At 43.8% G+C, this 23,024-nt stretch carries 23 protein-coding genes; 15 read left to right on the forward strand and 8 right to left on the reverse strand.

Features of this window, described 5'->3' with window-relative positions:
- The first annotated feature begins 1 nt into the window (after window position 1).
- The 3 genes from LBL30_02260 (at window position 2) to LBL30_02270 (ending at window position 3,407) form a co-directional block, all read left to right on the forward strand.
- Window positions 2–1,213 carry a hypothetical protein gene (locus tag LBL30_02260; GenBank protein ID MDR1031926.1) on the forward strand — a complete coding sequence of 404 codons (1,212 nt, stop codon included), beginning with the start codon at window positions 2–4 and terminating at the stop codon, window positions 1,211–1,213.
- Between the two features lie 298 nt (window positions 1,214–1,511).
- Window positions 1,512–2,282, forward strand: coding sequence for a hypothetical protein (locus LBL30_02265; GenBank protein ID MDR1031927.1), 771 nt, complete (start codon window positions 1,512–1,514; stop codon window positions 2,280–2,282).
- Between the two features lie 690 nt (window positions 2,283–2,972).
- Entirely contained in the window at window positions 2,973–3,407 is a 435-nt protein-coding gene (locus LBL30_02270) for a ribosome-binding factor A (GenBank protein ID MDR1031928.1), read from the forward strand.
- Between the two features lie 51 nt (window positions 3,408–3,458).
- On the opposite strand, the gene LBL30_02275 is transcribed toward LBL30_02270, so the two are convergent.
- The gene (locus LBL30_02275; protein ID MDR1031929.1) at window positions 3,459–4,844 is read right to left on the reverse strand and encodes a phosphomannomutase/phosphoglucomutase; all 1,386 of its coding nucleotides are present in this window, start codon (window positions 4,842–4,844) and stop codon (window positions 3,459–3,461) included.
- A gap of 315 nt (window positions 4,845–5,159) precedes the next feature.
- Here LBL30_02275 and LBL30_02280 point away from each other — a divergent pair, with 315 nt between their 5' ends.
- Window positions 5,160–6,440 carry a patatin-like phospholipase family protein gene (locus LBL30_02280; protein ID MDR1031930.1) on the forward strand — a complete coding sequence of 427 codons (1,281 nt, stop codon included), beginning with the start codon at window positions 5,160–5,162 and terminating at the stop codon, window positions 6,438–6,440.
- A 126-nt stretch (window positions 6,441–6,566) separates the two neighbouring features.
- Window positions 6,567–6,770 (forward strand): hypothetical protein, encoded by a 204-nt coding sequence (locus LBL30_02285; protein ID MDR1031931.1) that lies wholly within the window; start codon window positions 6,567–6,569, stop codon window positions 6,768–6,770.
- 14 nt (window positions 6,771–6,784) lie between these two features.
- On the opposite strand, the gene LBL30_02290 is transcribed toward LBL30_02285, so the two are convergent.
- Genes LBL30_02290 through LBL30_02305 form a run of 4 tightly spaced genes read right to left on the reverse strand, consistent with a single transcriptional unit; the run spans window position 6,785 to window position 10,884 of the window.
- Complete coding sequence (locus LBL30_02290) at window positions 6,785–7,762, reverse strand: ketoacyl-ACP synthase III (GenBank protein ID MDR1031932.1); 978 nt, start codon at window positions 7,760–7,762, stop codon at window positions 6,785–6,787.
- Between the two features lie 23 nt (window positions 7,763–7,785).
- Window positions 7,786–8,631: a carbohydrate ABC transporter permease gene (locus LBL30_02295; protein MDR1031933.1), complete on the reverse strand. Its 846-nt coding sequence runs from the start codon at window positions 8,629–8,631 to the stop codon at window positions 7,786–7,788.
- Entirely contained in the window at window positions 8,632–9,534 is a 903-nt protein-coding gene (locus tag LBL30_02300) for a sugar ABC transporter permease (GenBank protein MDR1031934.1), read from the reverse strand.
- Between the two features lie 3 nt (window positions 9,535–9,537).
- Window positions 9,538–10,884, reverse strand: coding sequence for an ABC transporter substrate-binding protein (locus LBL30_02305; GenBank protein ID MDR1031935.1), 1,347 nt, complete (start codon window positions 10,882–10,884; stop codon window positions 9,538–9,540).
- Window positions 10,885–11,316: 432 nt separating this feature from the next.
- Between LBL30_02305 and LBL30_02310 the strand changes: the two genes are divergently transcribed.
- The 3 genes from LBL30_02310 (at window position 11,317) to fmt (ending at window position 14,568) form a co-directional block, all read left to right on the forward strand.
- Window positions 11,317–12,519, forward strand: a complete 1,203-nt coding sequence (locus LBL30_02310) for a hypothetical protein (GenBank protein ID MDR1031936.1) — start codon at window positions 11,317–11,319, stop codon at window positions 12,517–12,519.
- Between the two features lie 451 nt (window positions 12,520–12,970).
- On the forward strand, window positions 12,971–13,594 hold the full coding sequence (gene def / locus LBL30_02315; GenBank protein ID MDR1031937.1) for a peptide deformylase: 624 nt from the start codon (window positions 12,971–12,973) through the stop codon (window positions 13,592–13,594).
- 32 nt (window positions 13,595–13,626) lie between these two features.
- Complete coding sequence (gene fmt / locus LBL30_02320) at window positions 13,627–14,568, forward strand: methionyl-tRNA formyltransferase (protein MDR1031938.1); 942 nt, start codon at window positions 13,627–13,629, stop codon at window positions 14,566–14,568.
- A 22-nt stretch (window positions 14,569–14,590) separates the two neighbouring features.
- Here fmt and LBL30_02325 read toward each other — a convergent pair whose 3' ends face one another.
- On the reverse strand, window positions 14,591–15,256 hold the full coding sequence (locus LBL30_02325) for a hypothetical protein (protein MDR1031939.1): 666 nt from the start codon (window positions 15,254–15,256) through the stop codon (window positions 14,591–14,593).
- A 396-nt stretch (window positions 15,257–15,652) separates the two neighbouring features.
- Here LBL30_02325 and LBL30_02330 point away from each other — a divergent pair, with 396 nt between their 5' ends.
- The gene (locus LBL30_02330; GenBank protein ID MDR1031940.1) at window positions 15,653–16,390 is read left to right on the forward strand and encodes an outer membrane beta-barrel protein; all 738 of its coding nucleotides are present in this window, start codon (window positions 15,653–15,655) and stop codon (window positions 16,388–16,390) included.
- A gap of 69 nt (window positions 16,391–16,459) precedes the next feature.
- Here LBL30_02330 and lysS read toward each other — a convergent pair whose 3' ends face one another.
- Window positions 16,460–17,938, reverse strand: coding sequence for a lysine--tRNA ligase (gene lysS / locus LBL30_02335; protein ID MDR1031941.1), 1,479 nt, complete (start codon window positions 17,936–17,938; stop codon window positions 16,460–16,462).
- A gap of 3 nt (window positions 17,939–17,941) precedes the next feature.
- Window positions 17,942–18,631: a tetratricopeptide repeat protein gene (locus LBL30_02340; GenBank protein ID MDR1031942.1), complete on the reverse strand. Its 690-nt coding sequence runs from the start codon at window positions 18,629–18,631 to the stop codon at window positions 17,942–17,944.
- Between the two features lie 293 nt (window positions 18,632–18,924).
- Between LBL30_02340 and LBL30_02345 the strand changes: the two genes are divergently transcribed.
- The 6 genes from LBL30_02345 (at window position 18,925) to LBL30_02370 (ending at window position 22,885) form a co-directional block, all read left to right on the forward strand.
- On the forward strand, window positions 18,925–19,404 hold the full coding sequence (locus LBL30_02345; GenBank protein ID MDR1031943.1) for an Hsp20 family protein: 480 nt from the start codon (window positions 18,925–18,927) through the stop codon (window positions 19,402–19,404).
- A 9-nt stretch (window positions 19,405–19,413) separates the two neighbouring features.
- Window positions 19,414–19,626, forward strand: a complete 213-nt coding sequence (locus tag LBL30_02350) for a DUF1150 domain-containing protein (protein ID MDR1031944.1) — start codon at window positions 19,414–19,416, stop codon at window positions 19,624–19,626.
- Window positions 19,627–19,737: 111 nt separating this feature from the next.
- Entirely contained in the window at window positions 19,738–19,998 is a 261-nt protein-coding gene (locus tag LBL30_02355; protein ID MDR1031945.1) for a hypothetical protein, read from the forward strand.
- A gap of 131 nt (window positions 19,999–20,129) precedes the next feature.
- Window positions 20,130–21,488: a tRNA (N6-isopentenyl adenosine(37)-C2)-methylthiotransferase MiaB gene (gene miaB, locus LBL30_02360; protein MDR1031946.1), complete on the forward strand. Its 1,359-nt coding sequence runs from the start codon at window positions 20,130–20,132 to the stop codon at window positions 21,486–21,488.
- Between the two features lie 36 nt (window positions 21,489–21,524).
- On the forward strand, window positions 21,525–22,037 hold the full coding sequence (gene ybeY, locus LBL30_02365; GenBank protein ID MDR1031947.1) for an rRNA maturation RNase YbeY: 513 nt from the start codon (window positions 21,525–21,527) through the stop codon (window positions 22,035–22,037).
- 2 nt (window positions 22,038–22,039) lie between these two features.
- Window positions 22,040–22,885: a CBS domain-containing protein gene (locus LBL30_02370; protein MDR1031948.1), complete on the forward strand. Its 846-nt coding sequence runs from the start codon at window positions 22,040–22,042 to the stop codon at window positions 22,883–22,885.
- Window positions 22,886–23,024 lie beyond the last annotated feature (139 nt).

Genomic DNA, 23,024 nt, shown 5'->3' on the forward strand with positions numbered 1-23,024 from the left:
TTTGTCGCTAGCCGTCCTTTGGAACAAGCAGCTTGCCTTGTTATTTGTTGGCAATGTGTTTGAGTTTTATAACTTCTCGCTATTCGTGATGTTCAGCAAGGAAATAAGTGCCGCCTTTTTCCCCAACTACCCGGCTTATATAGGCTATGTGCTGTTTGCCGTTGGCTTTGTTGCAAGACCACTGGGGGGGCTGTTGTTCGGTTATTTAGGCGACATTCGCGGCCGTAAAACTTCCCTTATCATCGCGGTAGTAATGTTATCACTTCCCACAATCATGATAGGGGCGCTACCTGGCTATGGCTGCTTAGGCATTGCGTCTCAGGTAATGGCGCTTTTGTGCCGATTGCTCCAGGGCGTAAGCATAAACGGTGAGTATATAACCGCGTCTGTGCTGGCTTTGGAAAAAAGGGGGGTAAGTCAGACATTTACCAGCTGCATCCTTACGGCCGCCAACAGCGTTGGTACCAGCCTGGCTCTGCTGGTCAGCTATATCGCCTGGCCGTGTGAGGAAAGTTGGCGTTTCTGGTTTTTGTTTGGCGGAGTTGGGTCCCTGGTCTACTTATGGCGCAGGTTTGCCTATATTAAAGAATCCGATGAATTTGTGGCTAGTCACTCAACTTGCAAGAAGTTTGTTTTGGAGAACCTGTTCAAGCAGCATTTAGGCGCAGTATTTATGGTCATTGGCATCGGCGCTTTCAGCCAAGCTGTATCCTATTCTGTGGTGGTGAATATTAAGGATTTTACCTCCGCCAGCGACGCCGTTTGGGTACAAGAAACCATCAGGTTTCTTATGATCGTTCTGCCGGTTTTTACCTATCCAGCGATGGGTCGGCTGTTTGCTAAAACTCGGCCAGAAAATGTAATGCTGTCAATCGCGCTATTAGGCGTGTTTTTTACCTATCCGGCATTTTGTATGCTTTCAAATTCTTCAAAATTTATTGCCTTGGTTGGAGGGTTGGTCGTCACCATACTTGGCGGCAGTATAAGCGGCCCGTCTAAGGCGGTTTACAAACAACTGTTTCCCGTCCAATGCAGGTGCAGTGGTATAGCTATCGGCAAAGGTATTGGAGGCCTTTTATTTGGAGGCCTTTCACCATTACTCAACGCCTGGCTGATTGAATTGGCTTCTGTTAAATTTGTAGCCGCCTACATGACCATTTGCGCCATTATTTCGCTCGGAAGCCTCGCAGCGGCAAAAAGACGGGGAATTTAGGATATTATAATAGCGCCGTTTAGTTTAACGAACTTTTCATTGTTTCCTTATTTTATTGCCCAAAACAACCAAAAGATGAATTCCTTATTATTCAAAAATTAACTTGCAATTAATGATTGCTTGTTATATATTGATTATACGCTCTGGAGTGGAAGTACAGATTTTGTTTTTGAAGAAGATGTTACTTCTGGCCTGAGTGTGGAGGGGAATGGGAATGTATATTGCTCTAGTTAGAAGAATTAGAGTCTGATACAAAACTGTTTGCCAAAGGGTTTTAATTATTTTTGAGGAAAGTGAAATGAATAAAAAATTGTTACTTAGTGCGACTGCATTGGCTTTAGTATCGTCAGTGTTAGACAATTATGCGATGGCTATGAGAAGACCGGCCGCTCCGACAGCAGAGGATAGCTATATTTCTGAGCTAAGGCAAAAATTAGAACGACATGTATCAGATTTTGAAATTACGGAAGAGAGCAAACTGCCTTCAAACGCACAAGAGCTTGTAGATGAATATGCTTTGCGCTTCGGTGGTGATATAAACCGTATAAATGAAGTACATGAGCAACTATCCCTAGAAGGGAAAAAAGGGCATGCCCTCATGTTTAGTGCCTTACAAGGATGGAGAGAAAATCCGCTGCTGAAAGATATTTCCATGCATGATATAATGATGGTTTATCCAGAACTACAAAAGCATTATTTAATTCCGCCGGAAATTAATACTCCATCTCTTCATAATCAGGTCTCGAGTGTAGCTTCCATGGCGCCAATATACAATGCTTTTTCACCAACGTTGCCTGCAAATATCAGATATAGCTTGGTGGAAGCTACCAATGGATCTATTCCTTTAGAAGAAATTCGTAAGGCTATTCCTGGCTATACAGGTATTACTGAGGGACCTGATAATAAGCTTAGTAAAGAAGATCGTGAAAAGTATATAGTATACGTTCTTACGCAACATGGTATGATTGAGAGGTATGCATGGGACATGGCCCGTCATGCGATAGAAGAAGCAAATAAAGTTCGTGATATGGATAGCGCTATTGCAGAGATGTTCAGAAGTACGAGATAATAAATAGGTATCGCTGCTGGACAGTTATGCCTGATTACAAAGAAGCGTCTCGGAAGAAATAAGCGGTCTCTGCCCTGACGTTTCTTGTATTTATCACGCCGTTTTTTGCATCAATGAAGCAATTTAATAATGATATATACTGGCAATCTTATCCCGTATAGTATTTGGTGAGAGACGGGCAGCCGAAATCTAATGTGTAGGTGTTGCCTTGGATGTTAAGGCTTGCATTTGCGATTGCTGGGTAGTGTACTAGCCTCACAGAGAAGTGTACATTAGGAGAAATAAACGACCTGTCGGCGCTTCTAGAGGTAAATATTACCGGAAGAGAAGAGATACCACGACTGATAATTTCTTTATATTTTATCACGTCTCGGTCTATATTACTAAGCTTGAGATTATTTACTGCTGCATTACTCTTCATTGACAAACTGGGTAACGTTTTACTATTTCATATTTCAATGAGGCGGCTTAAGAGCAAAACATAAAGATCTCATACAGGGTAAACCGTGGGTGATGAGAGTTACACTGCTCAAAATCAAGGAGTCATTCGTTTGTTTGATTGGCTAGGGCATATTTTATGCTACACAAACCGTTTTGCAAGCTAGCTATACAAACGTTTTACACAATCGCTACGTAAAGTTCTGTTTACCTTTGCGCCACGAAATGGTAGATTTGCCTCTAGGTATTTTTATGCTTTTTAAGTCAAAATTTGAACCGAAAGCTATTAAAGCCAGGCCGCAGAGAGTGGCCGAGGAGCTGCGCAGAATTTTTTCTGGCATATTTGGTCAAGACAGCTTTTATGATTTTGCCGATAAGGTCAAGCCGTGCTTGACTGTTACTAACGTTGATGTATCTGCTTGCCTTAGATACGCCAAGGTCTTTGTAACGGAATGCAATGATGTGGATCGAAAAATGCTGATCGATTATCTTAGCTTTAGATCTAAAAAATATCGTTTTAATATGGCCCAGCAGCTGAAACTAAGGTTCGTGCCAGAGGTATCTTTTCAGTATGACGCGATCGATGACCGTGTGACTGAACTTGACCGAGCCTTTGCTAAAACCAAAGCAAAGGAGCGTATCGAAGCAGCAGCGAACAGTGACGTATCGGCCCTGCCTATACTGTAACTCAAGTTTTGGATTTGAAAATTTGATAACGAAGCGGCGAGCGATGATGTGTCAGCCCCGCCTATACTGCAATCCAAATCTTTTAAGAATTGAGTAAAGCTGTTGCTCAATCTTCACAAAGTTTTCTTGTGTTTTTGCCTCTGCGCGAGCAACCATGACGTCTTGAGTATTAGAAGCGCGCAATAGCCACCATCCATACTCGCTTTTTACCCTAAGGCCATCGATGGTTTTTATCTCTAAACTCGGCTCTAAAGCCAGTTCTCGCGAGAGGGTTTCGAGAATTTCAAAAGCGCGATCCCTAGAGCAACTAATCCGTATTTCAGGGGAGCTGAACGTTTTAGGTAAATCGTCAAGCAAATCGCTTAATGACTTATTCTGATTGGTCAAAAAACTAGCAAGCCTTACCGAAGAGTACAACGCGTCATCAAATCCATACCAATCATCGCTGAAAAATAAGTGGCCACTCAGCTCGCCGGCCAGCAAGGCCCCTGTTTCGCGCATCTTGGCCTTTATTAACGAATGCCCAGTCGAAGACATTACCGGAACCCCGCCAAGTCGCTTAACTTCATCAAAAAAAACAAGACTGCTTTTTATATCGGCGATTATTTTTGCCCCTGGATGTTTTTCAAGAACGTCCCTGGCCATTAGGCACAACAGTTGATCGCCTGAGATTATACGACCTTTATTGTCTAACACCACCAGCCGATCCGCATCTCCATCGAAGGCTATGCCAAGGTCGTACGAACCTTCCATGATTAATTGATGTATTTGGTCCATGCTGCCTTTTGCGGTTGGGTCGGGCGATCGACCAGGAAAATTTCCGTCAATCTGCTCGTTGATAAGCGCGTGATGACCAGGAACCCTTGCGGATAATCTTTTTATTACTGCACCCGCAGCGCCATTGCCACAATCCCAAACAATATTTATCGGATGAGCAAAATTAATTTTGCTAAAAACGGCATTAAGGTAATTGTCTAATATATCAACATCAAATATTTGACCGACTTTGGGTGAATCTAAATAGCGTTGATCGTAGACAATCTTGGCCAGCTTTTTAATATCTTCGCCATAGAAAGGCTTATCGCTCAGAAGCAGCTTGAACCCATTGTGCTCTTTTGGATTATGTGATCCGGTAACCATAACGCCAGCATCAAGATTAAGATCATGCACAGCAAAATAAAGCGCAGGCGTTGGCACAAGTCCTGTTAAGTAAACATCTGTGCCGCAAGACACAAGCCCTTGAACCAAAGAGTCAGTCAGCTCAGGCGATGACAGTCGACCATCCCTTGCGACAGCTATGCGTAACCCGCCGTCATTTCTTACAATTGAAGCAAACGCTTTCCCAATAAAGAAAGCGTCCTTGTTGTTTAGAGTTTTGCCAAACTCGCCCCGTATATCGTAAAGACGAAGTATTGACTCGTTAAGTGTGTGTTTCACAAATCGCACCCTAAGACCTTGATAGAGATATCGTCTGAGCACTTATAAAGCAAGCGATCTAAGACAGCGCCAAGATTTAGTCAATAATTTTCTTCAAAACTTTCATTAACCAAAAGCTAAAATTTATTCAATTTTGGATTAATTTTTGACTAAAATTTACTCAATATTAATAAATAATTGTCAAAATTAATTAAAGGTCAATTAGAGCTTAATATGAAAAAAACAGCTATATTAATTTTGTTATGTTTAGGTTATTGCAATGAATCAAACTGTACTTTACCATCTAGGCAAAATGCATTTGAAGTAGAAACGCAAATGGCTTTTCCTCGCCTTATTGCGCCCCCCGTTGATCAACAGTTATTTGATGTACAAACTCCGGTTTACAGCCGTGATACTTCAAATATAGCAACACCTCGTGCCACATTGACGGCGCCTGTGCGCCTAATTTCGGCAAGCCCTAGCGCACCATCTCCAAATACGCTTAGGTTATTACCGAGACTTGGTGATGAGGGGCGTGCAGCATCATTGGATATTGCGCCTTCACCTTTATTACCTGATGCAATTTTGCCGGCTTTTGCACCGATAATACCTGTAAAGCAGGTTAGAATTTTAGCCATCGATGGCGGGGGTGGCAGAGGGGTAATTCCAGGATATGAGCTTACAAGGCTGGAGGAGGCTACCGGGTATCCAGTTTCGGATATGTTCCATATGGTGTCGGGCACGTCGACTGGCGGAATAATTGCCTTGTCCCTTACCATGAGGAATCCAGAAATCCCAGGCAGGCCATTACATTCGGCGCATGATATTTTGACGATGTATCAGCACGAAATGTCAGGATTCTTTGTCAAGAAGAGGTTCAGCTTTGGCGGCGCTTTTAGGACTAAGTATAAAAGTAGATATTTGTACAGTAAATTAATGGGCAAATTCGGAAACGCCCTGTTTTCCGACTCATTAAACGATGTGATAGTACCTTGTTATGACGCCGAAAGGGGATATCCGAAAATATTCAAGAGTTATAGGGCGGTTACAAATCCTCTTTACGATTTCTTCGCCTACGATATAGCGCGTGGTACATCGGCTGCTCCTTCTTTTTTTAAGCCTGCGAAGATTGTAAGCCAAGCGAATCAGCTTGGCGAAACGCGAATTCACGTGCTGATAGACGGCGGCGTGTTGGCAAATGATCCGACTATGTGCGCTTTTGCAGAGGCAAAAAAAAGATATCCGCTGGCGGATGAATTTTTCATTCTATCGTTAGGGACAGGGCGTTCTCATACCCCGCTTTTATATGACGATTCTCAAAGTATGAGGGGATATAATTGGGCGACTGCTTTTCCGGATATAAGCATAGACTCATCTGCTGCGACTGTTGATTATCAGATGTCTGTTTTTGCAGATGCAGATCCGGCTATAAAGTATTTTAGGTTTCAACCAACTTTGCCAGCCGACATATCCAGAATGGATGATACTTCTAGAGAAACTATACGTAGATGGACATATCATGCTGAAGAGCAGGTCCATTTGCCGCAGTTTAACGAAGTGATCAGTATTCTGTCTATACCTAAAACTCCTTTAGATGAATTGATGCGGGTGGATTAAAGGACGCTGTGACAGGTAACCTAAGGGCTTGGCACATATCGAAGTGCGGGCCCTTTGCGCTTTAGAGGTTTTGTTAACCTATTTATTGGAGAATTTTATTAACGGGTTTTAACAATGAGGGATGCCATGTTTGACAGGTTTTCTAATGCGTTGATAGACAGCAAATTATGCTATGAGCGTTTGATTAAACCGATGATTGAGTTCAAGAATAACATTGATTACTATAAATCTGCGATAAGCGACGCATTTATGCAAGATTTTCAGCAATTTATGCGAATGTTTAAGGCTGGGATGCCTACCAAAACAGCAGCCGCCAAAAAAGGCAAATAGCCAATTAAGCGGTATTAAGTTCTTATAACCGCTGCGCCCCAAGTGACACCGCCGCCCATGGCGGTCAATACTATGTTTTGATTTTTTCGGATAATTCCTTTTTTAAAGCCGTAATCCCATGCAATTGGGATAGTAGCCGCCGATGTATTGGCAAAATCGCTGACCGTATCGATCATTTTGCTTTTATCAAACCCCAGCCTTTCAGCTACGGCATTTAATATACGCCTGTTGGCTTGGTGTGGTACCAGGACATCGACTTGATCTGTTGTCAGGCAGGCTTTAGACAGAACCGTCTGGACGGCCATGGACATTTTCTCAATAGAGTGCTTAAACACCTCGCGACCGTTCATGACTATTACGCCGCTACTGCACGTAGTTGATGTTCCGCCAGAAGTCCCAAGTATTTTGGACAGCTTGCCGTCGCAGAACAGTTTAGTGGCGATAATGCCGGTTTTTTTTGATTCAGCGGTATCGAAGCGCTTTGCCCCCAGCACCATTGCCCCAGCGCCATCGCCAAACAGGACGCAAGTTGAGCGGTCTTTCCAATCGACAATCTTTGACATAGCGTCGCATCCTATGACAAGGGCATATTGGCTTTGACCGGTCTTTATAAATGAATCAGCAACTGACAGAGCATAAATAAATCCGCTGCAAACAGCATTAACATCAAACGCAGCAGCACAATTGTCTGTGTTAAGCTTTTCTTGCACAAGTGCGGCAGTGGAAGGAAAAGTTTTCTCTGGGGTGGCTGTAGCCACAATAATCAGGTCAATCTCACGCTCAGAAATCCCGGCGTTACTGATGGCTGTTTTAGCTGCCTCTGCCGCCAAGGTTGATATTACCTCACCGGGCTCTAGTACGTACCGTTGCCGGATTCCCGTCCTTTGCACGATCCATTCGTCGGACGTGTCGACCATTTTGGCAACGCAGTCATTAGTTAAGCATTTGCTTGGTAATTTGCTGCCAACGCCAAGTATTATCGAATTAATCATTTTTGCCTAGAAATTAGGCGAACTTAGCCTTTTATTGCGCCATACGTCAAGCCAGAGATAATTCTGCGCTGAAAGAACACAACCAGCAAAATCAGGGGAATTGTGACAATAACGCTTGCCGCCATTATGTTTCCCCATGGAATTTCGTGTTGCCCAGCCCCGCTGAGCAAAGCAATCGCTACAGGCACTGTCCGCGCTTTTCCGGTTAAAGAGAAAGTCAACGCAAACAAAAACTCGTTCCATGAAGTGATAAAGGCCATAAGTCCTGTGGTAACCATTGACGGCCTCATGATGGGGAAAAAGATCCGAAAAAGTATCGTAAGCTTGCTTGCCCCATCCATTATCGCGGCCTCTTCGATTTCCTTGGGAATCTGACGCATAAAGCTTGAAAGAACCCAAACCGTAAAAGGCAGCGTCAGTATCATATACGACAATACCAATCCCTCGCGGGAATTATACAGGTCAAAGAAGCGCAAAAGCTCAAACATTCCAAATAAAACCGCAACCTGCGGAAACATAGTTGCGCTTAGTATAAAAAACAACAGACGCTTCTTGCCTTTAAAGTTCATTCTTGACATAGGATATGCGGCAAATAACGCCAACAAAGAAACTACAACTACGGTCGCAATTGCAACAACGGCCGAATTTGCTAAGCTCTTACCGAACCCGGCCGTCTGTAATACGTTAAAATAATTGCAAAAATTCAACCTGTTGGGCAGAAGGTCTGTGCTGAAAATTTCGCTTCCAACCTTAAAAGAGGATACTACCGCCCAGTAAAACGGGAACAAGCACCCCATAACCACCAGCGTGCAAAAAAGCATAAGCAAAGAGTGCCTTAAAAATCTTCTTGTTTGCCAGCTTAGGGCCATTTAGCTTGCCTTCCTCAAATTTCTTTGTCCCACGGTGAAGTATAAGACGCTGACCATAGCAACCGTAAAGAACAGCATAGTTGCGGCTGAAGACCCGCGACCAACTTCGCCAAAGTCAATCAAATACCGCCGCGTATAAACCGACATCGTCGCGCAACTAAGGTCCCCGCTGCCTAATATATAAACCAAATCAAATATCCTAAGCGCATCAAGCGTCCTGAATATTAACGCAACTACGAAAGTCGGCTTAAGCATTGGCAGCACTATATGCCAGATCAACCTCCAGGTGGATACACCGTCTATCTTTGCTGCCTCGAAACACTCGCTGGATATCGACTGCAAGCCAGCTAGCAACAACAAGGCCATAAACGGCGTTGTTTTCCATACGTCAACTATGATTATGGCAACCATCGTAAGTTCGGAAGAGGCTACCCACGATACTGGGCTAGAAAGCACACCAATAACCTCTAAAACCCTGTTTATGACGCCGTATACGTCATGGAACATCCAACCCCAGATTTTGGCTGATACAACGGTGGGGATAGCCCATGGGATCAGTACAATCGCTCGTAAAACCGTTTTAAACCGAAGGCTGCGATGTAAAACGAACGCAACGCAAAACCCCAAAATCGCCTCAAGGGAAACAGAAACCACGGCAAAAAACAGCGTATTTTTTACAGCTACCCACCAATCAGGATCTTCAAATAGGTCACAGAAATTGCCTACGCCAACAAACGCCCCTGACGACAATGAATCAAGCGCCGCATCTGTAAAGCTTAGGGAAAATGTTCTGAACAACGGCCAAGCACCCGCTAGAACGATTACCGCCAGGCAGGGAAACAAGAACAACCAAGCCTTTAAGGCTGAATATTTCGACAGATATCGCCTGACTTTGCTAGACAAAAGCTACTCTCCAGCGTACCTGTTGATTCTGTCCAAAAGCTGAGACAAACGTTTGTGTAGTTGCTTAAGGCCGGTGTCTATTGGCTTGTGCCCCGCTATCATACTGTGGACTGAGTTAAAAATTTCTGTACTGGCCTGGCTGTAAAGTGAGCCAAACTGAGATGACGGCCTTACGACCATGTGATCCAACATATCGCTGAGTTTGGCGAAGAATGGTTGAGCTTGAATCATGGCTTTATCCTTATACAGATTTGGTCTAGACGGAGATATGCCGCCCTCAATTGCCCGACGTCTTTGCTCTTTGTGAGAAGTCAGGTATCGCAAAAACGCCACGGCTTCTTTAGGATGTTTTGAGAATTTCGATATACCCAGCGACCAACCGCCCAAAATCCCAACGTGCCGACCTCCTGGCCCTATCGGCAATGGAGCTACATCGACTTTGCCAGCTAAGGGGCAATCAGGCGAGCTTAATAGTGCAAAAGCGTATGGCCAACTGCGCATAAACACGGCGTTACCAGACTGAAACACGCCTCTGGCTTCTTCTTCTGTGTATCCAAGTACGCCGGAGGGCGCTACGGCGCCAATCCATTTATATATCATATTTAGCATACGCCGATTGGACGGCGTATCGACTGCCAGCTTGCCTTTATTATCCATTATCCCACCGCCAGCAGAACAGAACCACTCGACAACGTTAACGGTCAGCCCTTCATAGGACTTCCCTTGAAACACATACCCCCACATTCTGGAATTGCCGTTTGCGCGCTCTTTATCCTGAATGTCGGTTGCTATTTTTTCCAGATCATCCCAAGTTTTTGGGACACTGTGGCCATATTTCTCAAGCAGATCTTTGCGGCAGTATAATATCCCCATGTCTATGTACCAGGGAATGGCGACCAGCTGACCGTCAATCGTGTTATTTGCTATACAAACTTGGAAAAATTCGGGAATTTCGCCTTTAAAGTATTCTTTCAGATCAATGAGGTAGCTCGCCAATATGCCTGGCCAAGTAACGTCGATAATCAAGATATCAAGGTCCTGGGATTCTGCCCGTAAAAGCTGTAAATACAGGTTCAGCCGCTCATTGCTTTCATTTGGCAGGGTGATTATTTCAACGCGATGCCCAGTTAAAGCTTCCCATTCCTTTGCCGCTTGCTGATAGAGCTCTAGCTCACGCCCCTTACACCCGCAAGTTACTTTCAGGGTAACCTCCTGAACATCGGCATCTAGCGACGATTTATCGTCTTTATGCTCTGCAGTCGGCTGTTCATCGGATAAGTCGATGCCGAAGGATTCTGCGGACAACAAGGCCACAATACACATGACCAATGTTCTTAGACTTTTTTTCATAGATTTCTGTTCACAAATCGTGTCGAAGGCGTCAAAAGCCTAACCAATTACCTACACCAGAGCTTGCTTTATTGCAACTATAGAAAAGCAATAATACACGCCAAACGCCATAGAAGCTGTATCAATGTTATCCAATTTAGCATGATCAGGGCTTAGAAGCAGGTAATTATTGAGTAAAGTATTTTGTTTTATTTAAAAAAATGGTACATTTTGCCAGAATTATTTAGGTTTTGTTAATTAGGCTTATGATACCTTCGACACGACTTATGGACAGAAATCTATGAAAAAAAGTCTAAGAACATTGGCCCTGTGTATTGTGGCCTTGTTGTCTGCAGAATCCTTCGGCATCGACTTATCCAATGAACAGCCGACTGCAGAACACAAAGATGATAATTTGATTTTGCGTTGAGGTATTTATGATGGTGACTGGTGGTGCAAATAGAAAAGACATGGGGGGGGGGGCCTAACCCTCTCTTTGGCACTAGTACTGAGGGGCAATCTTGCCCTGAACTAGGTGCTAGATATTGGGATGATTATGTTTTTGAAGAAGCCGGCACTAGCTTTAAGTTATCTTTGGATAGAGTGCATAACTTTAAATTTAGTAACGGTTTTAATCTAAGAAGAGCTCAGTTCGAAGAACTGGCAATCGAGGAAGCTATTCAAGCTTCCGAGCCTTGCGTTAGCAAGCCCAAACTGGGCCTATCTAGAATACAGATCGCTGGCCGTTCAAATTTTTATGATCTATTTGACAAATTTGCATCAATGTTGTTTATGGCCTCATCGATAACATTTTTATCCGGATGCTCAAGTCCAAATAAAGATTCCTTTCGCCCGCATTTGTATCTAGGTGTGACCAGTAATTATTCAGACTCAAATGCTACCCTAGAGCCAAAGTACTTCGTGCCTGGCTTGGTTATAGGGGATTTCGTAAGTGGTGGTTTCTTAGTAGGGCGTAATGGGGTTGTTACTGTTCCTGATGCGGCAGGGGCTGTTCCTGCTCGGCCTTTCAACCAAAACGGTATTGTGCTTGGCGGTATAGATGGAAATTTAGCCACAAAAAACTCAGGAATCGGTACTGGCGCAATAGTTGGCTTAGAGATGAAAGTTTTTAAGTTGCGAATGTCCTTAGAGGCTGATTGTTCCAATATAAACTACGGAAAGGATAAGCAAAAAGACAATCTGTTTGAGAAATTTTCTTTTGGGTTGTCGTACAGACTTGGCTTAAAACTAGGTAACTATTTCACGCCATATTTGCTTGCTGGAGTAGAGTTCAGTACCTTCAAGGGACGCGGTGAAAATCCGCACTTTAGGGATAGCGGAGATTATACCACTGATCCAAACGGTGCAGGCAGGACAGTCTATCGTAGTATTGATAGGCTTTTTTACAATATAGAGAGCAGCAAGATGATTCAAAGTCCACGATTGGGCTGTGGATTTGAGATAAGCTTTTTTGAGCGTTTTAAATTTAGATTTGATGCGTTTTGGACTTTAAAGAGAAGATTTGCTGGTAAGTTCAGAACAGATACTGTGGCACCAGTGGGGGTGGGTTTTGATCCATCCTATGGCGCCGATGCTATCATGACCTGGTATCACAAGAAATTCTCCACTCGCTTCGGCATCATTATGGATTTGTAGGCTGCCGGCAGGTCGAAAAGTACCTCTGGATTAGTCTATTTGGGCTTGCTAAAGCAAGGCTCGGAAGCCTGAATGGCTTACTCGATTGCCGATTCTGCGAATCGAGCTTTGCTCAAATAAAAATCATTACTTGATCTAGAATTGTAAAGCTTATCTAGACGATGAGTCGGTGCGATTTTATAAATGCCCAAGCAAACTCTACTTCCAGTCTGATGTGACGCAGCAGGCCCGATTGTCAGTTCTACGAACCGAACTTTATCTAGGTAAAATTATAGCTTGGTCTAAAATCAAAGTCTTATCCAAATAAGAACAGTTACAGTTTACCAGCTCTACGAACCGAGTTTTTTCTGAATTGAAATCATTATAGACAGATTAGGCTTTTATCAAAAATGATTGCTATAACCCAGCTACAAAGTGTATATCTAGGCTCAAAGAGACCATTGAGAGGAAGATGAAGTGGGCGCAAGTACTGGTTTGTTGTTTGTTGGCCGAAGGTGAAGTGGTTGGTATGAAAGTATGTGTTTACCCTGCCCCTGTTCTGAGCGAAGAGGCTCAGCCAGTAACTGAGGTATCTGAAGATATTCGCGATATTCTTGAGCAAATGAAAGATATCATGCTTCAAGAAGATGGTATAGGCATAGCAGCCCCTCAGGTTGGTATCTCTAAGCGCTTGATTGTAGTGCATAACAAGGCAATCCAAGAAGCTGTGATCGAAGCTTCAGGTGGCGAAAAAGGTATTGCTGGCGATTGTCTAATTGGGCCGACATTTTACAAGATGGTAAACCCTAAAATTATAAAGTGCTCTGATGACTGGGCCCTCTCTAAAGAAGGATGCCTGTCTTTACCAAAAGTTTACCGCGAAGTAAAAAGATTTACTTCTGTTTCAGTTGAGTTTTTAGACGAGCAAGGCAAGAAGCAAACCGTGGAGGCTACAGGGCTTTTGGCCTTTTGTTTCCAGCACGAAATAGATCATCTTGGCGGCAAGCTGTTTATAGATCGACTTGAAGATTCAGAGCGCAAACAGGCTTTAGCTGAGTATAATAATCCTACAGCTAACAAGCCTACGGCTCCTTAGGGGCGTTGATTTGGCAATAAACTCTTAAGCTTGTGGAAGCAGGGTCAAAAAGATCTGTTGTATTTATGGGCACTCCGCAGTTTGCCGTAACGACGTTGCAAGCCTTGCTTGGCGTTAGTAAAGTAGTTGGAGTATATTCTCAGCCGCCGGCTTTGGCTGGTCGCGGAAAAAAATTGACCAAATCTGCTGTACATCAGTGCGCAGATTCCCTCGGTATCGACGTATTTACTCCGCTCAGTCTTAAACAGCCAGATCAATTGGATATCCTCAAACGGCTTAATCCCGATATAATAGTCGTAGCGGCCTATGGCCTTATGCTTCCGCGCGAGGTTTTATCCATTCCCAGGCTAGGCTGCATCAACGTACATGCGTCTTTATTGCCGCGATGGAGGGGGGCCTCGCCCATACAACAGGCGATTATGGCCGGCGACAAGGCAACTGGCGTTACCATCATGAAAATGTCCGAAGAGCTAGATGCAGGGGATATAATAATGCAAAAAAGTACCACCATAACGCCGGGTATGACAGCTGGCACGCTAAGTGATGCGCTGTCCAACTTGGGTGCAGATATGGTTAAGGCATTTATGCAATCGCCTGAAGAATATCTTGGCAAGGCCAAGCCACAAGATCATTTTTCGGCTATTTACACTAGGAAATTGACAAAATTAGATGGTCAAATTACTTGGGACAAGCCTGCTGAGGCGCTTATTAATAAGATCAGAGGCCTTAATCCTTGGCCTTGCGCTTGGATTTATGTTGACGACGTATATGTTAAACTTATCGAAGCCGAAGCGATCAATTGCCCTCCGTCACCAGATGCTTGTCCTCCTGGTACGGTTGTTGACTGTGACTTCACCGTTAAATGCAAAGATGGGGCGATAGTTATAAAGGCCCTTTGCCCTAGTGGAGGAAAAAAGATGTCCGGTAACGCTTTCCTCAATGGGCGTCAGCACATAGTTCACAGCATAATATAAATACCTGCACCATCACCGAAGACTATTGCATAGGTATTGACGTTTTGGTCACGTGTTCTGGCTTTCCTATCGCTTTAGCAGGCCATTTGGTTTTTGTTATTGTAATTTCTACTTTTTTAATCTCACGGTCCTCTTTTTTTGACGATTTTTGGCCTGCCTTACGTTTCTTAGATTTCTTCCCTTCCTGCTCGTCCAGCAGCTGATCATCATCACTAGCAGTATTGCTTTCCTCTTTTTTAGCCGTAGAAATGATTATTTCTGAGCTTGATGTATACCTTCTGATTGGTAAAAACTCATCTGGGATGGGCTGATCTATTGAAGATATTTCGTCGGACAGATCGTTTTTTATAATATTAGGAAGGTGATCTGGGATTTCTATGGGGCTGTAGTAATTTGTATCTTTTATGCTTGAATACTGCCTGCGAGAAGATTGCCTTGATATACCGCCATCATATTGTAGTTTTGAACTGCTTTGTGGCTTTAATATATTTGAGAAATTTGAAAGATCCGCAATTTGCTGCTTAGGCGCCGCAGTCCGCTCGGCAATATCTGGGATAAAAGTACGCTGTTGCATGACGCTGCTTCCATGATAACTGTCTTCCGCAGAATATCTTAATGTTGCATTGAGTTTGGTAACGATTACCAAGCACATTGCCAGCGATGCCCAATTGACTGTTTTGTCAAACATATCTAATTTTATTCCTTACAGCCTTATACATGATCGACCAAAAATTTTAAGCAATGATTAAATGGCAAAAAACATCGTCATATTAATTGACTCGCTATTAAGGTGAGGTATAATAATGTGTTATTTTTGCCACCGTCATTTAGCCTACGCAACTTAGAATTTACCATTATAAAGACAAGAAATATTATATTACTTATCATATTTACAAAAAAGTCGATGTTAAAGTCGAAAAATCTAGGGAGATGCATTCTTGATTGCGCTTAGGGTATTACTTTTAATAGCTTGCTACTGTCCGGTTGTTCAAGTCGGGACAAAGATTCTTTTCGTCCACACTTATATCTGGGCGTAACAAGTAATTACGCTGGATCTAAAGCTACTTTAGAACCGTTATATTTCGTGTCCGACCATCCTGCGGGAGTAGGTGGCGTAGTTGATGCTGGATGGGTCGTAGGTCGTGGCGGCGTGATGGCTGTGGTAGGCGTGCCGGGTGGTGCTTATAATGCAAACAGATACGTGTTGTATGATACAGACAAGGATCTGCTGACTAAAAATTCCGGAGTTGGCTTTGGTGCGATTATCGGCCTAGAGATAAAAGTTTTCAGACTGCGTATGTCTTTAGAAGCCGATTGTTCTATGTTGGATCACAAAGGTAATAAGCAAAAGGATCATTTGTTTGAAAATTGCTCTTTTGGTTTTTCGTATAGACTTGGGGTTAGGTTAGGAAACTATTTCACACCTTATGTACTGGCCGGATATGAATTCAATACCCTTAAAGAGCGCGGTGTAAACCCACATTTTAGAGAGCCGGGTAGATTTGAATTTACTGGCTTAGGAGTGCTGCCACCTCATGGTTTTGTTGATTCTGAAAGGCTGGCTTACAGCTCAGACAAAGGAACAACTATGTCGCCTAGAGTGGGATGTGGCTTTGAGATAAGTTTCTTTGAGCGTTTTAGATTCAGATTTGATGTATTTTGGACTTTAAGGGAGAAGGTTTTTAGCAAATTTAGGACTTTAAATACTGTACCTGATTTACCTCCTCTGACTACTGGTTTGCATGATTATAGCTGGGAGCAAAATATGGTCCTGCACCACCAAAAATTCAACACCAGATTCGGCTTAATTATGGATTTGTAGGCCGATCTAACTCTACAAAAATTACCCCGTTTTCTGTCAACGTTCCTGCAGGATTGAAATTAGCAAAGCTTACTTAGGCCTGAGCGTTGGGAAGGCGATTACGTCCCTGATCGATAAAGAATTGGTCATTATCATAACAAGGCGGTCGATACCAATCCCCAGGCCGGCACATGGCGGCATGGCGTACTCTAAGGCAGTGATAAAATCCTCGTCCATACAATGAGCCTCGCCGTCGCCGGCTTCGCGTGCCTTAAGCTGCTCAGAGAAGCGGGCATGCTGGTCAACCGGATCGTTGAGCTCGGAAAAGCCGTTTGCTATCTCCCAGCCGTTTATATAAGTCTCAAACCGCTCGGTTAGCCTTGGGTCGAGCCGGTGAATCTTGGACAAGGGGGAAATCTCTCGCGGAAAATCCGTCACATGAGTCGGCTGGATAAGCAGATGTTCCACCTTTTCCTCAAATACAGCCTCTATCACCTTTCCCCAGCCAAAGCTGTCATCGACGACAACACCGATATTTTTTGCACAAGATCTGGCCTCTTCATCGCTGGATACTTGAAGAAAGTCGATACCGGTTTGTTCCTTAATCAGTTCCGTCATAGACTGCCTTTTCCAAGGAGCAGATAAATCTAAAGCTTTGCCGTCGTATTCGATCGACAGCTGCCCGTGCAGAGCTTGGGCCACAGACGTTGCGACGGCCTCTGTAATGTTTATGACTGTATTATAGTCAGCATAGGCTTGGTATATCTCAATGGTTGTAAATTCTGGATTATGACGAGTGGAAATACCTTCGTTCCTAAAACAACGGTTTATCTCAAACACTCGCTCGCTAAGTCCGCCGACGATAAGTCTTTTTAGGTACAGTTCAGGCGCAATACGCAAGTAAAGATCCATATCCAGCGCGTTATGATGAGTTACAAACGGCTTCGCAATAGCCCCTCCGGCGATAGGGTGCAGCATCGGGGTTTCGGCCTCCATGAAACCGTCTTCTACCAGAACTTTCCTGATCGTATCTATAGCCAAACAGCGCTTAGTAAACACATCTCGCGAGCCTTTATTAACGATTAGGTCTAAATAACGCTGTCTGTATTTGAGTTCGCGGTCAGCAAGGCCGTGATACTTCTCTGGCAATGGAAGCAAACATTTTGACAACAGCTGTACATCAGTGGCATCGACAGTTATTTCCCCTCTAGGGGTACGTCTGACATTGCCAGCAACACCTATAATATCCCCAAGGTCAAGGGACTGAATCAATTCAAGCTTATCTTCAGCTAGCAGCTTTTTATGACAGAAGATCTGAACTTTGCCTTTCGGATCATGTAAATCAACAAACATGCCGTCATTACGAACAGACATGACCCTTCCGGCGATCGACGCTTGCTTTCCGCTTTCCTGGCCTTCATTAAGATAATCAAACTCCGTTTGTATCTGGTCCGACGAATGCGTCTTAATAAATTCGTAAGGGTAAGGCTCTATCCCGCGTTTGCGCAGATCATCGACCTTTTGCAGCCTTGCAAGTCTGATTTGTTGATCTTGATTATCTGTAGCCACAGCTTATCCACGGTGTAAAACAGGGTTTTGCAGCATCAGCTCAGCGCGCTGGCGCATCTCGGCCGGAGCATTGGCGTCTTTTGATATCTGCTCAAAAAGCGATTTAGCTTCCTCAAACTCGCCAGCTTTCATATGCAAAAAGGCCGTAATCTCAAGCGCCGAAAACATAAACGGCCTGTCTACGCTTGTTAAAGGCTTTAGCTTTTTGATAAGCTCTTGCGGGTTTAAAATATCGAATTTGTACAGCACCGTCGTTAAAGCGGCAAGGTCTCGCCACACGATGCTTTGCTTGGCGTCTTTTTCTATGGCGACTAGCTCATCAAGTTCTTGCTCTTGAAGTTCATTGATTTTTCCTGACCGTTCATAAACCTTAAGGCGGAGTCCAGAGTATATAAACTCCGCTAATGTTTTGACATCGCTTGAAGACTTGCCCGACAGCTCCCTCAGTCCTGTAAAGGCATCCACAATTTTGCCTTGCTCGACTTGCCTCAATACCTGAATCAACTGCTGAGTTGAATCGATGGCCTTCGCTTCTTTATAGCTTCTCCACGACATATAGCCAATTATGCAGCCTAAAACCAAAACCAAAGCCGCAATGATGTACTTACCGTATTGGTTCCATATGCGAATTAGCTTATCGCGACGAAGATCTTCGTTAACTTCCTGCTCAAGCTCATTGAATATTTCGCTCACCATACCACCTATGTGCAAATCTGAGTGTTAAGTCTCAGACTATCATAAACAACGATTGAATGTAATCAAATTTGAAACAAACCCCTAGGCCTACGTTATAAATTAAAGAGGGTGTTTTTAATTTTACTTGACTTTTATCGTAATCTGTGTTAGAAATAAACATGTTAGGTAATTCCGGGTTTCCTGGCGATTTGCGGCGCCCGAGTGGGGTCGCATGGGTTCTTGGCTTGATTTGGCTTTTCAGCAAAATCTGCCAAGGTGTTTTAACAGCTTGCTTAATAGAGGAGTTGATTATGTCTAGAATTTCTTTGTTTGATAGTCCGTTGTTTTTAGGTTTCGATCATTTCGAAAGATTGGTCGATCAATTATCAAAATCTTCAAGTGAGGGGTATCCCCCTTATAACATAGAGCAGATTGGCGATCAGGGCTTTCGCATAACCCTGGCGGTAGCTGGCTTTAGCTCAGACAGTCTTGAGGTCTCTATGGAAGACAACCAGCTTACGGTCAAAGGCGGTCAGAGCGACGATGCGGACAGAGTCTATTTGCATCGCGGAATCGCAACGCGCCAGTTCCAACGCTCGTTTGTTTTGGCAGAGGGGATAGAAGTATCCAGCGCAGACTTTGATAATGGTCTGTTGCATATCAATTTAGTACGTCCAAAAATCGCATCGCAAGTTCGCAAAATAGCCATAAAGTCCAATGACGGCAGAGGACTAAAAGCGATTACATCGAAAGCTTGCGAAGCATCGGCCAAAGAAGTGTCAGTTAGATAGGTGAATGCTATGCTGACGGAAAATCAGGATTGGTTGAGAAAAATCTCAGAGCGAGAATTTGCGACTTTGGGCGTTAGTGTAGTGGCTTACATAAAGCCAGTCCAAGGCGACAAATTCTCTATATATGCTGCCGATGGATCTAACCTTGGCAGCAGTAATTCCAAGGATTCGGCCGTACAAGCCGTTTGCTTAAGCGATCTTATTCCGGTGAGCGTACACTAATCCTGCTTTTGCGCGCATTATTGCGCTTTGGCGATTGTCTCGGATGGTGGCTGTCTGTGTTTGACACAGACGGCCAGCATTCAGTAATTTTTTTAATTCCTTAAACTACATATGAAAAACACTAAACAGCCTTTAAGGCAAGCTAATAAGCTAAGTGAGCTTGATAAAACGCTTAGCGATCTTCAACAGATATATCAATTGGCCTTTGATAATAATGACTTGGCCTCTGCCATTAAAGCGAAAGAGCTTATCGGTAAAATCTGCGGTTTTTTGGACCGAAAGAAAACTGATAAGCCTTTTGATATAAACAAACTCAGCGAGCAAGAGCTTGAGGAAATCATTTTGCAATTGCGTAATGAACTTGAGGCTTAACTAAGATATAAATTGCTTTAAACAGCTTTGCTGAAAGGAAATTATATGGATGAAGTTTTTTGCTTTAAGCACTTGTTAAGCGCTGCAGTATTTAATTTTAAGTACCTAGTCTAGAGACGTTTTATAAGCAGATGTATAAAGGCGTTTGGATAAAGACCTACGGCTGTCAGATGAATGTATATGATTCGAACAAGATCATATCGCTGCTGATTCGTAACAACTTTCATCAGGTGGACAGCTGCCAGGATAAGGCTTGCGGCGTTGTGATATTCAATACTTGCCATATACGCGATAAGGCCGATCAAAAGCTGTTTTCTGACATAGGCCGCTTGAAGGAGATCAGGGATAAGCGCCTTAAGGAAGGCTTACCGTTTGTAACGGTTGTGACCGGCTGTATAGCACAAGGACTTGGCGGTGAGATAGTCCGACGTTCTGGTAATGTTGACATAGTTATGGGCGTGCAATCTGCGCATAAGCTGCCAGAAGCGATCGAATCAATACAAGTTCAACAAAAAGCTGGCCGTAAATATGCGCCCATAGTAAGTACTGGCTTGCATAATGAAGAAAAATTCAAATGCTTCAGCTCAGTTGGTATGAGCCATGTTGGCCCTTGCGCTTTTGTTACAGTGCAAGAGGGGTGTAAGAACTTTTGCTCATACTGCGTAGTGCCTAAAACCCGCGGAACAGAGTATTCTCGGCCTCTGGCTGGAATTAAAGAGGAAATAGAGCTGCTTATACAAAATGGCGTACAGGAAATCACCTTAGGGGGACAAAACGTTAATGCTTACGATGGCATGGACGCCAACGGCAATAAACTTGACCTTGTAGATTTAATAGAAGAAGTAGCTAAATATCCCGAAATATCGCGCATTAGGTTTTTATCCTCACATCCTTGCAATATGTCTAAGCGTCTTATTGAAGCTTTTGGTCGTGTGCCGGCCTTGATGCCGGCATTGCACCTTCCCATACAGTCAGGATCCGATCGGGTTTTGAAGATGATGAATCGCCACTATGACTGCAGTTCATACACCGACATAATCGCCCAGTTACGTGACGTCTGCCCGAAAATAGCAATCTCGTCTGACTTTATCGTAGGCTTCCCGAGCGAAACTGACGGAGATTTTGAGGCTACTATCGACTTAGCCAAGCAGATTAAATTTGCCAAATCCTATTATTTCAAATTCAGTCCGCGTCCCAATACTCCTGCGGAAAGTATGCCTGACCAGGTGCCAGAGAAAGTTAAAGAGCAGCGGCTTGCAGCGTTGCAAGATCTTTTAGACCGGCAGCAGCAAGATTTTAACAACGAAAGCGTTGGCAGCGTTCAGCCCGTGCTGTTTGAGCGATTTGGCCGTTACGATGGCCAAGTAATCGGCCGAACGCCATACAATCAGCCCGTTTATATCGACTCTGATGAAGGCCTTATCGGCCACACGCGGCAGGTTCACATAGCAAGTCTAGATAAACACAGCCTCAGTGGAACTTTGATATAAGTTCTGATAATATGCTTAACATAGTTTTATTGTCGTATGCCGGAAGACAGTTCTGAATGTATCGAATTTAAGGCCGAAAGCTTGGAAGTTTCGGTCAGATCTGTTTCCCCTCAGTGGAACACTAAAGAGGTGTCCGACCTTCTACGTAAAGCGATCTCGCTTGCAGTGCGCCATCTTGGTTTGGACGGCTTTGAGAATAGGTTTCTGGATTTCCTGCTGGCAGACGATGATATCATAAGACAGCTTAATAAGACCTACCGCAGCCAAGACAAGCCAACTAACGTTCTGTCTTTTCAAAATCATAACTTTAAGGGTGTTCCAAAGGGATTAGGCAGCGTAGCCTTGTCGATAGATACAATAAAAAAAGAAGCCCAAGAGCAGGCAAAATCTCTAAGCGATCATACGGCACATCTGGCCATACACGGCCTGTTGCATTTGCTTGGCTATGACCACAATACAGAAGACGACGCAAATTTGATGGAAAGCAAAGAGGTCGAGATCCTCGGCGATTTGGCAATCGCGAATCCGTATAAGCTTAAGGGGCGATAGAGATGCAGCCATTGTTCAATAAAATCAAAAACATTTTTTCCAAAAGCCACCCCAGCAACAAAGACATCGTCAATGAGGCCTTGGACGATTTTATGGAGGAAACTACCCCGGAAGGCGAAGAGATTAACCCTAATGAAAAGCTAATGCTCAGCAACGTTCTGTGTTTGCGAGATCTGGCCGCTGAAGACATAATGGTACCCCGGGCGGAAATCGTCGCGGTCGAGTACGATATAAGCTTTGCAAATTTAGTCAAAACCTTCTCTGGTGCTTCTAAATCGCAAATACCAGTTTATAAGGATAATTTAGATAATATCGTTGGTGTTGTAAGTATCCGAGATATTCTGCAGTTTTTCTTCAGTCCAAAGAAATTCGATATCGGCACTATTATCCAGGAAGCCGCCTTTATAGCCCCCAGCATTAAGCTGGATGAGCTTTTGGAACAAATGCGTCTTACAGGAAAGCGTCTTATGCTGGTGGTTGATGAGTTTGGGGGCATAGACGGCCTTGTAACACTTGCGGAGGTCGTACTTAAGGTGCTTGGAAGTATTCAGCAAAACGATGAAGTGGCTACTGCTCCGGCTTTGGTTCAACAGCAGGACGGGTCGTATCTGATCGATGCAAGAACGCCCATAGAGGAAGCAGAAAAGGCCTTGTCAACTAAATTTGTAGAGACCTCAGACGACAGCAGGATTCCTGATGTAGAAACTGTTGGCGGCTTGATAATTTCAATTGCGAACAGAGTCCCATCTGTTGGGGAGATTTTTAATCATCACTCAGGCATTACTTTTGAGGTCGTTGATTCCGACTTACGGCGAGTTAGGCGCGTGATTGCCCGGCTTCCAGATTAAACCATAATTTTACCAAGTGGGCCATTTTTGCAACATGTTGTAGGCGCAACGTAACTAACAGTTTACATTATTGCTTTTTATTATCGTTTAAGTAGCGAATTTAGTGCTAAATTTTGCTTATGTAAGTTTCGTAAGTTAG

It is taken from the genome of Holosporales bacterium, assembly GCA_031263535.1.
Taxonomy (GTDB): Bacteria; Pseudomonadota; Alphaproteobacteria; order UBA3830; family JAIRWN01; genus JAIRWN01.

Excerpts from the sequence above, each read along its gene's own strand:
- LBL30_02265 (MDR1031927.1), top strand. The coding sequence starts at position 1,512 with ATGAATAAAAAATTGTTACTTAGTGCGACTGCATTGGCTTTAGTATCG.
- LBL30_02270 (MDR1031928.1), top strand. The coding sequence starts at position 2,973 with ATGCTTTTTAAGTCAAAATTTGAACCGAAAGCTATTAAAGCCAGGCCG.
- LBL30_02280 (MDR1031930.1), top strand. The coding sequence starts at position 5,160 with ATGGCTTTTCCTCGCCTTATTGCGCCCCCCGTTGATCAACAGTTATTT.
- LBL30_02285 (MDR1031931.1), top strand. The coding sequence starts at position 6,567 with ATGTTTGACAGGTTTTCTAATGCGTTGATAGACAGCAAATTATGCTAT.
- LBL30_02290 (MDR1031932.1), bottom strand. The coding sequence starts at position 7,762 with ATGATTAATTCGATAATACTTGGCGTTGGCAGCAAATTACCAAGCAAA.
- LBL30_02295 (MDR1031933.1), bottom strand. The coding sequence starts at position 8,631 with ATGGCCCTAAGCTGGCAAACAAGAAGATTTTTAAGGCACTCTTTGCTT.
- LBL30_02305 (MDR1031935.1), bottom strand. The coding sequence starts at position 10,884 with ATGAAAAAAAGTCTAAGAACATTGGTCATGTGTATTGTGGCCTTGTTG.
- def (MDR1031937.1), top strand. The coding sequence starts at position 12,971 with ATGAAGTGGGCGCAAGTACTGGTTTGTTGTTTGTTGGCCGAAGGTGAA.
- LBL30_02325 (MDR1031939.1), bottom strand. The coding sequence starts at position 15,256 with ATGTTTGACAAAACAGTCAATTGGGCATCGCTGGCAATGTGCTTGGTA.
- LBL30_02345 (MDR1031943.1), top strand. The coding sequence starts at position 18,925 with ATGTCTAGAATTTCTTTGTTTGATAGTCCGTTGTTTTTAGGTTTCGAT.
- LBL30_02350 (MDR1031944.1), top strand. The coding sequence starts at position 19,414 with ATGCTGACGGAAAATCAGGATTGGTTGAGAAAAATCTCAGAGCGAGAA.
- LBL30_02355 (MDR1031945.1), top strand. The coding sequence starts at position 19,738 with ATGAAAAACACTAAACAGCCTTTAAGGCAAGCTAATAAGCTAAGTGAG.
- miaB (MDR1031946.1), top strand. The coding sequence starts at position 20,130 with ATGTATAAAGGCGTTTGGATAAAGACCTACGGCTGTCAGATGAATGTA.
- ybeY (MDR1031947.1), top strand. The coding sequence starts at position 21,525 with ATGCCGGAAGACAGTTCTGAATGTATCGAATTTAAGGCCGAAAGCTTG.
- LBL30_02370 (MDR1031948.1), top strand. The coding sequence starts at position 22,040 with ATGCAGCCATTGTTCAATAAAATCAAAAACATTTTTTCCAAAAGCCAC.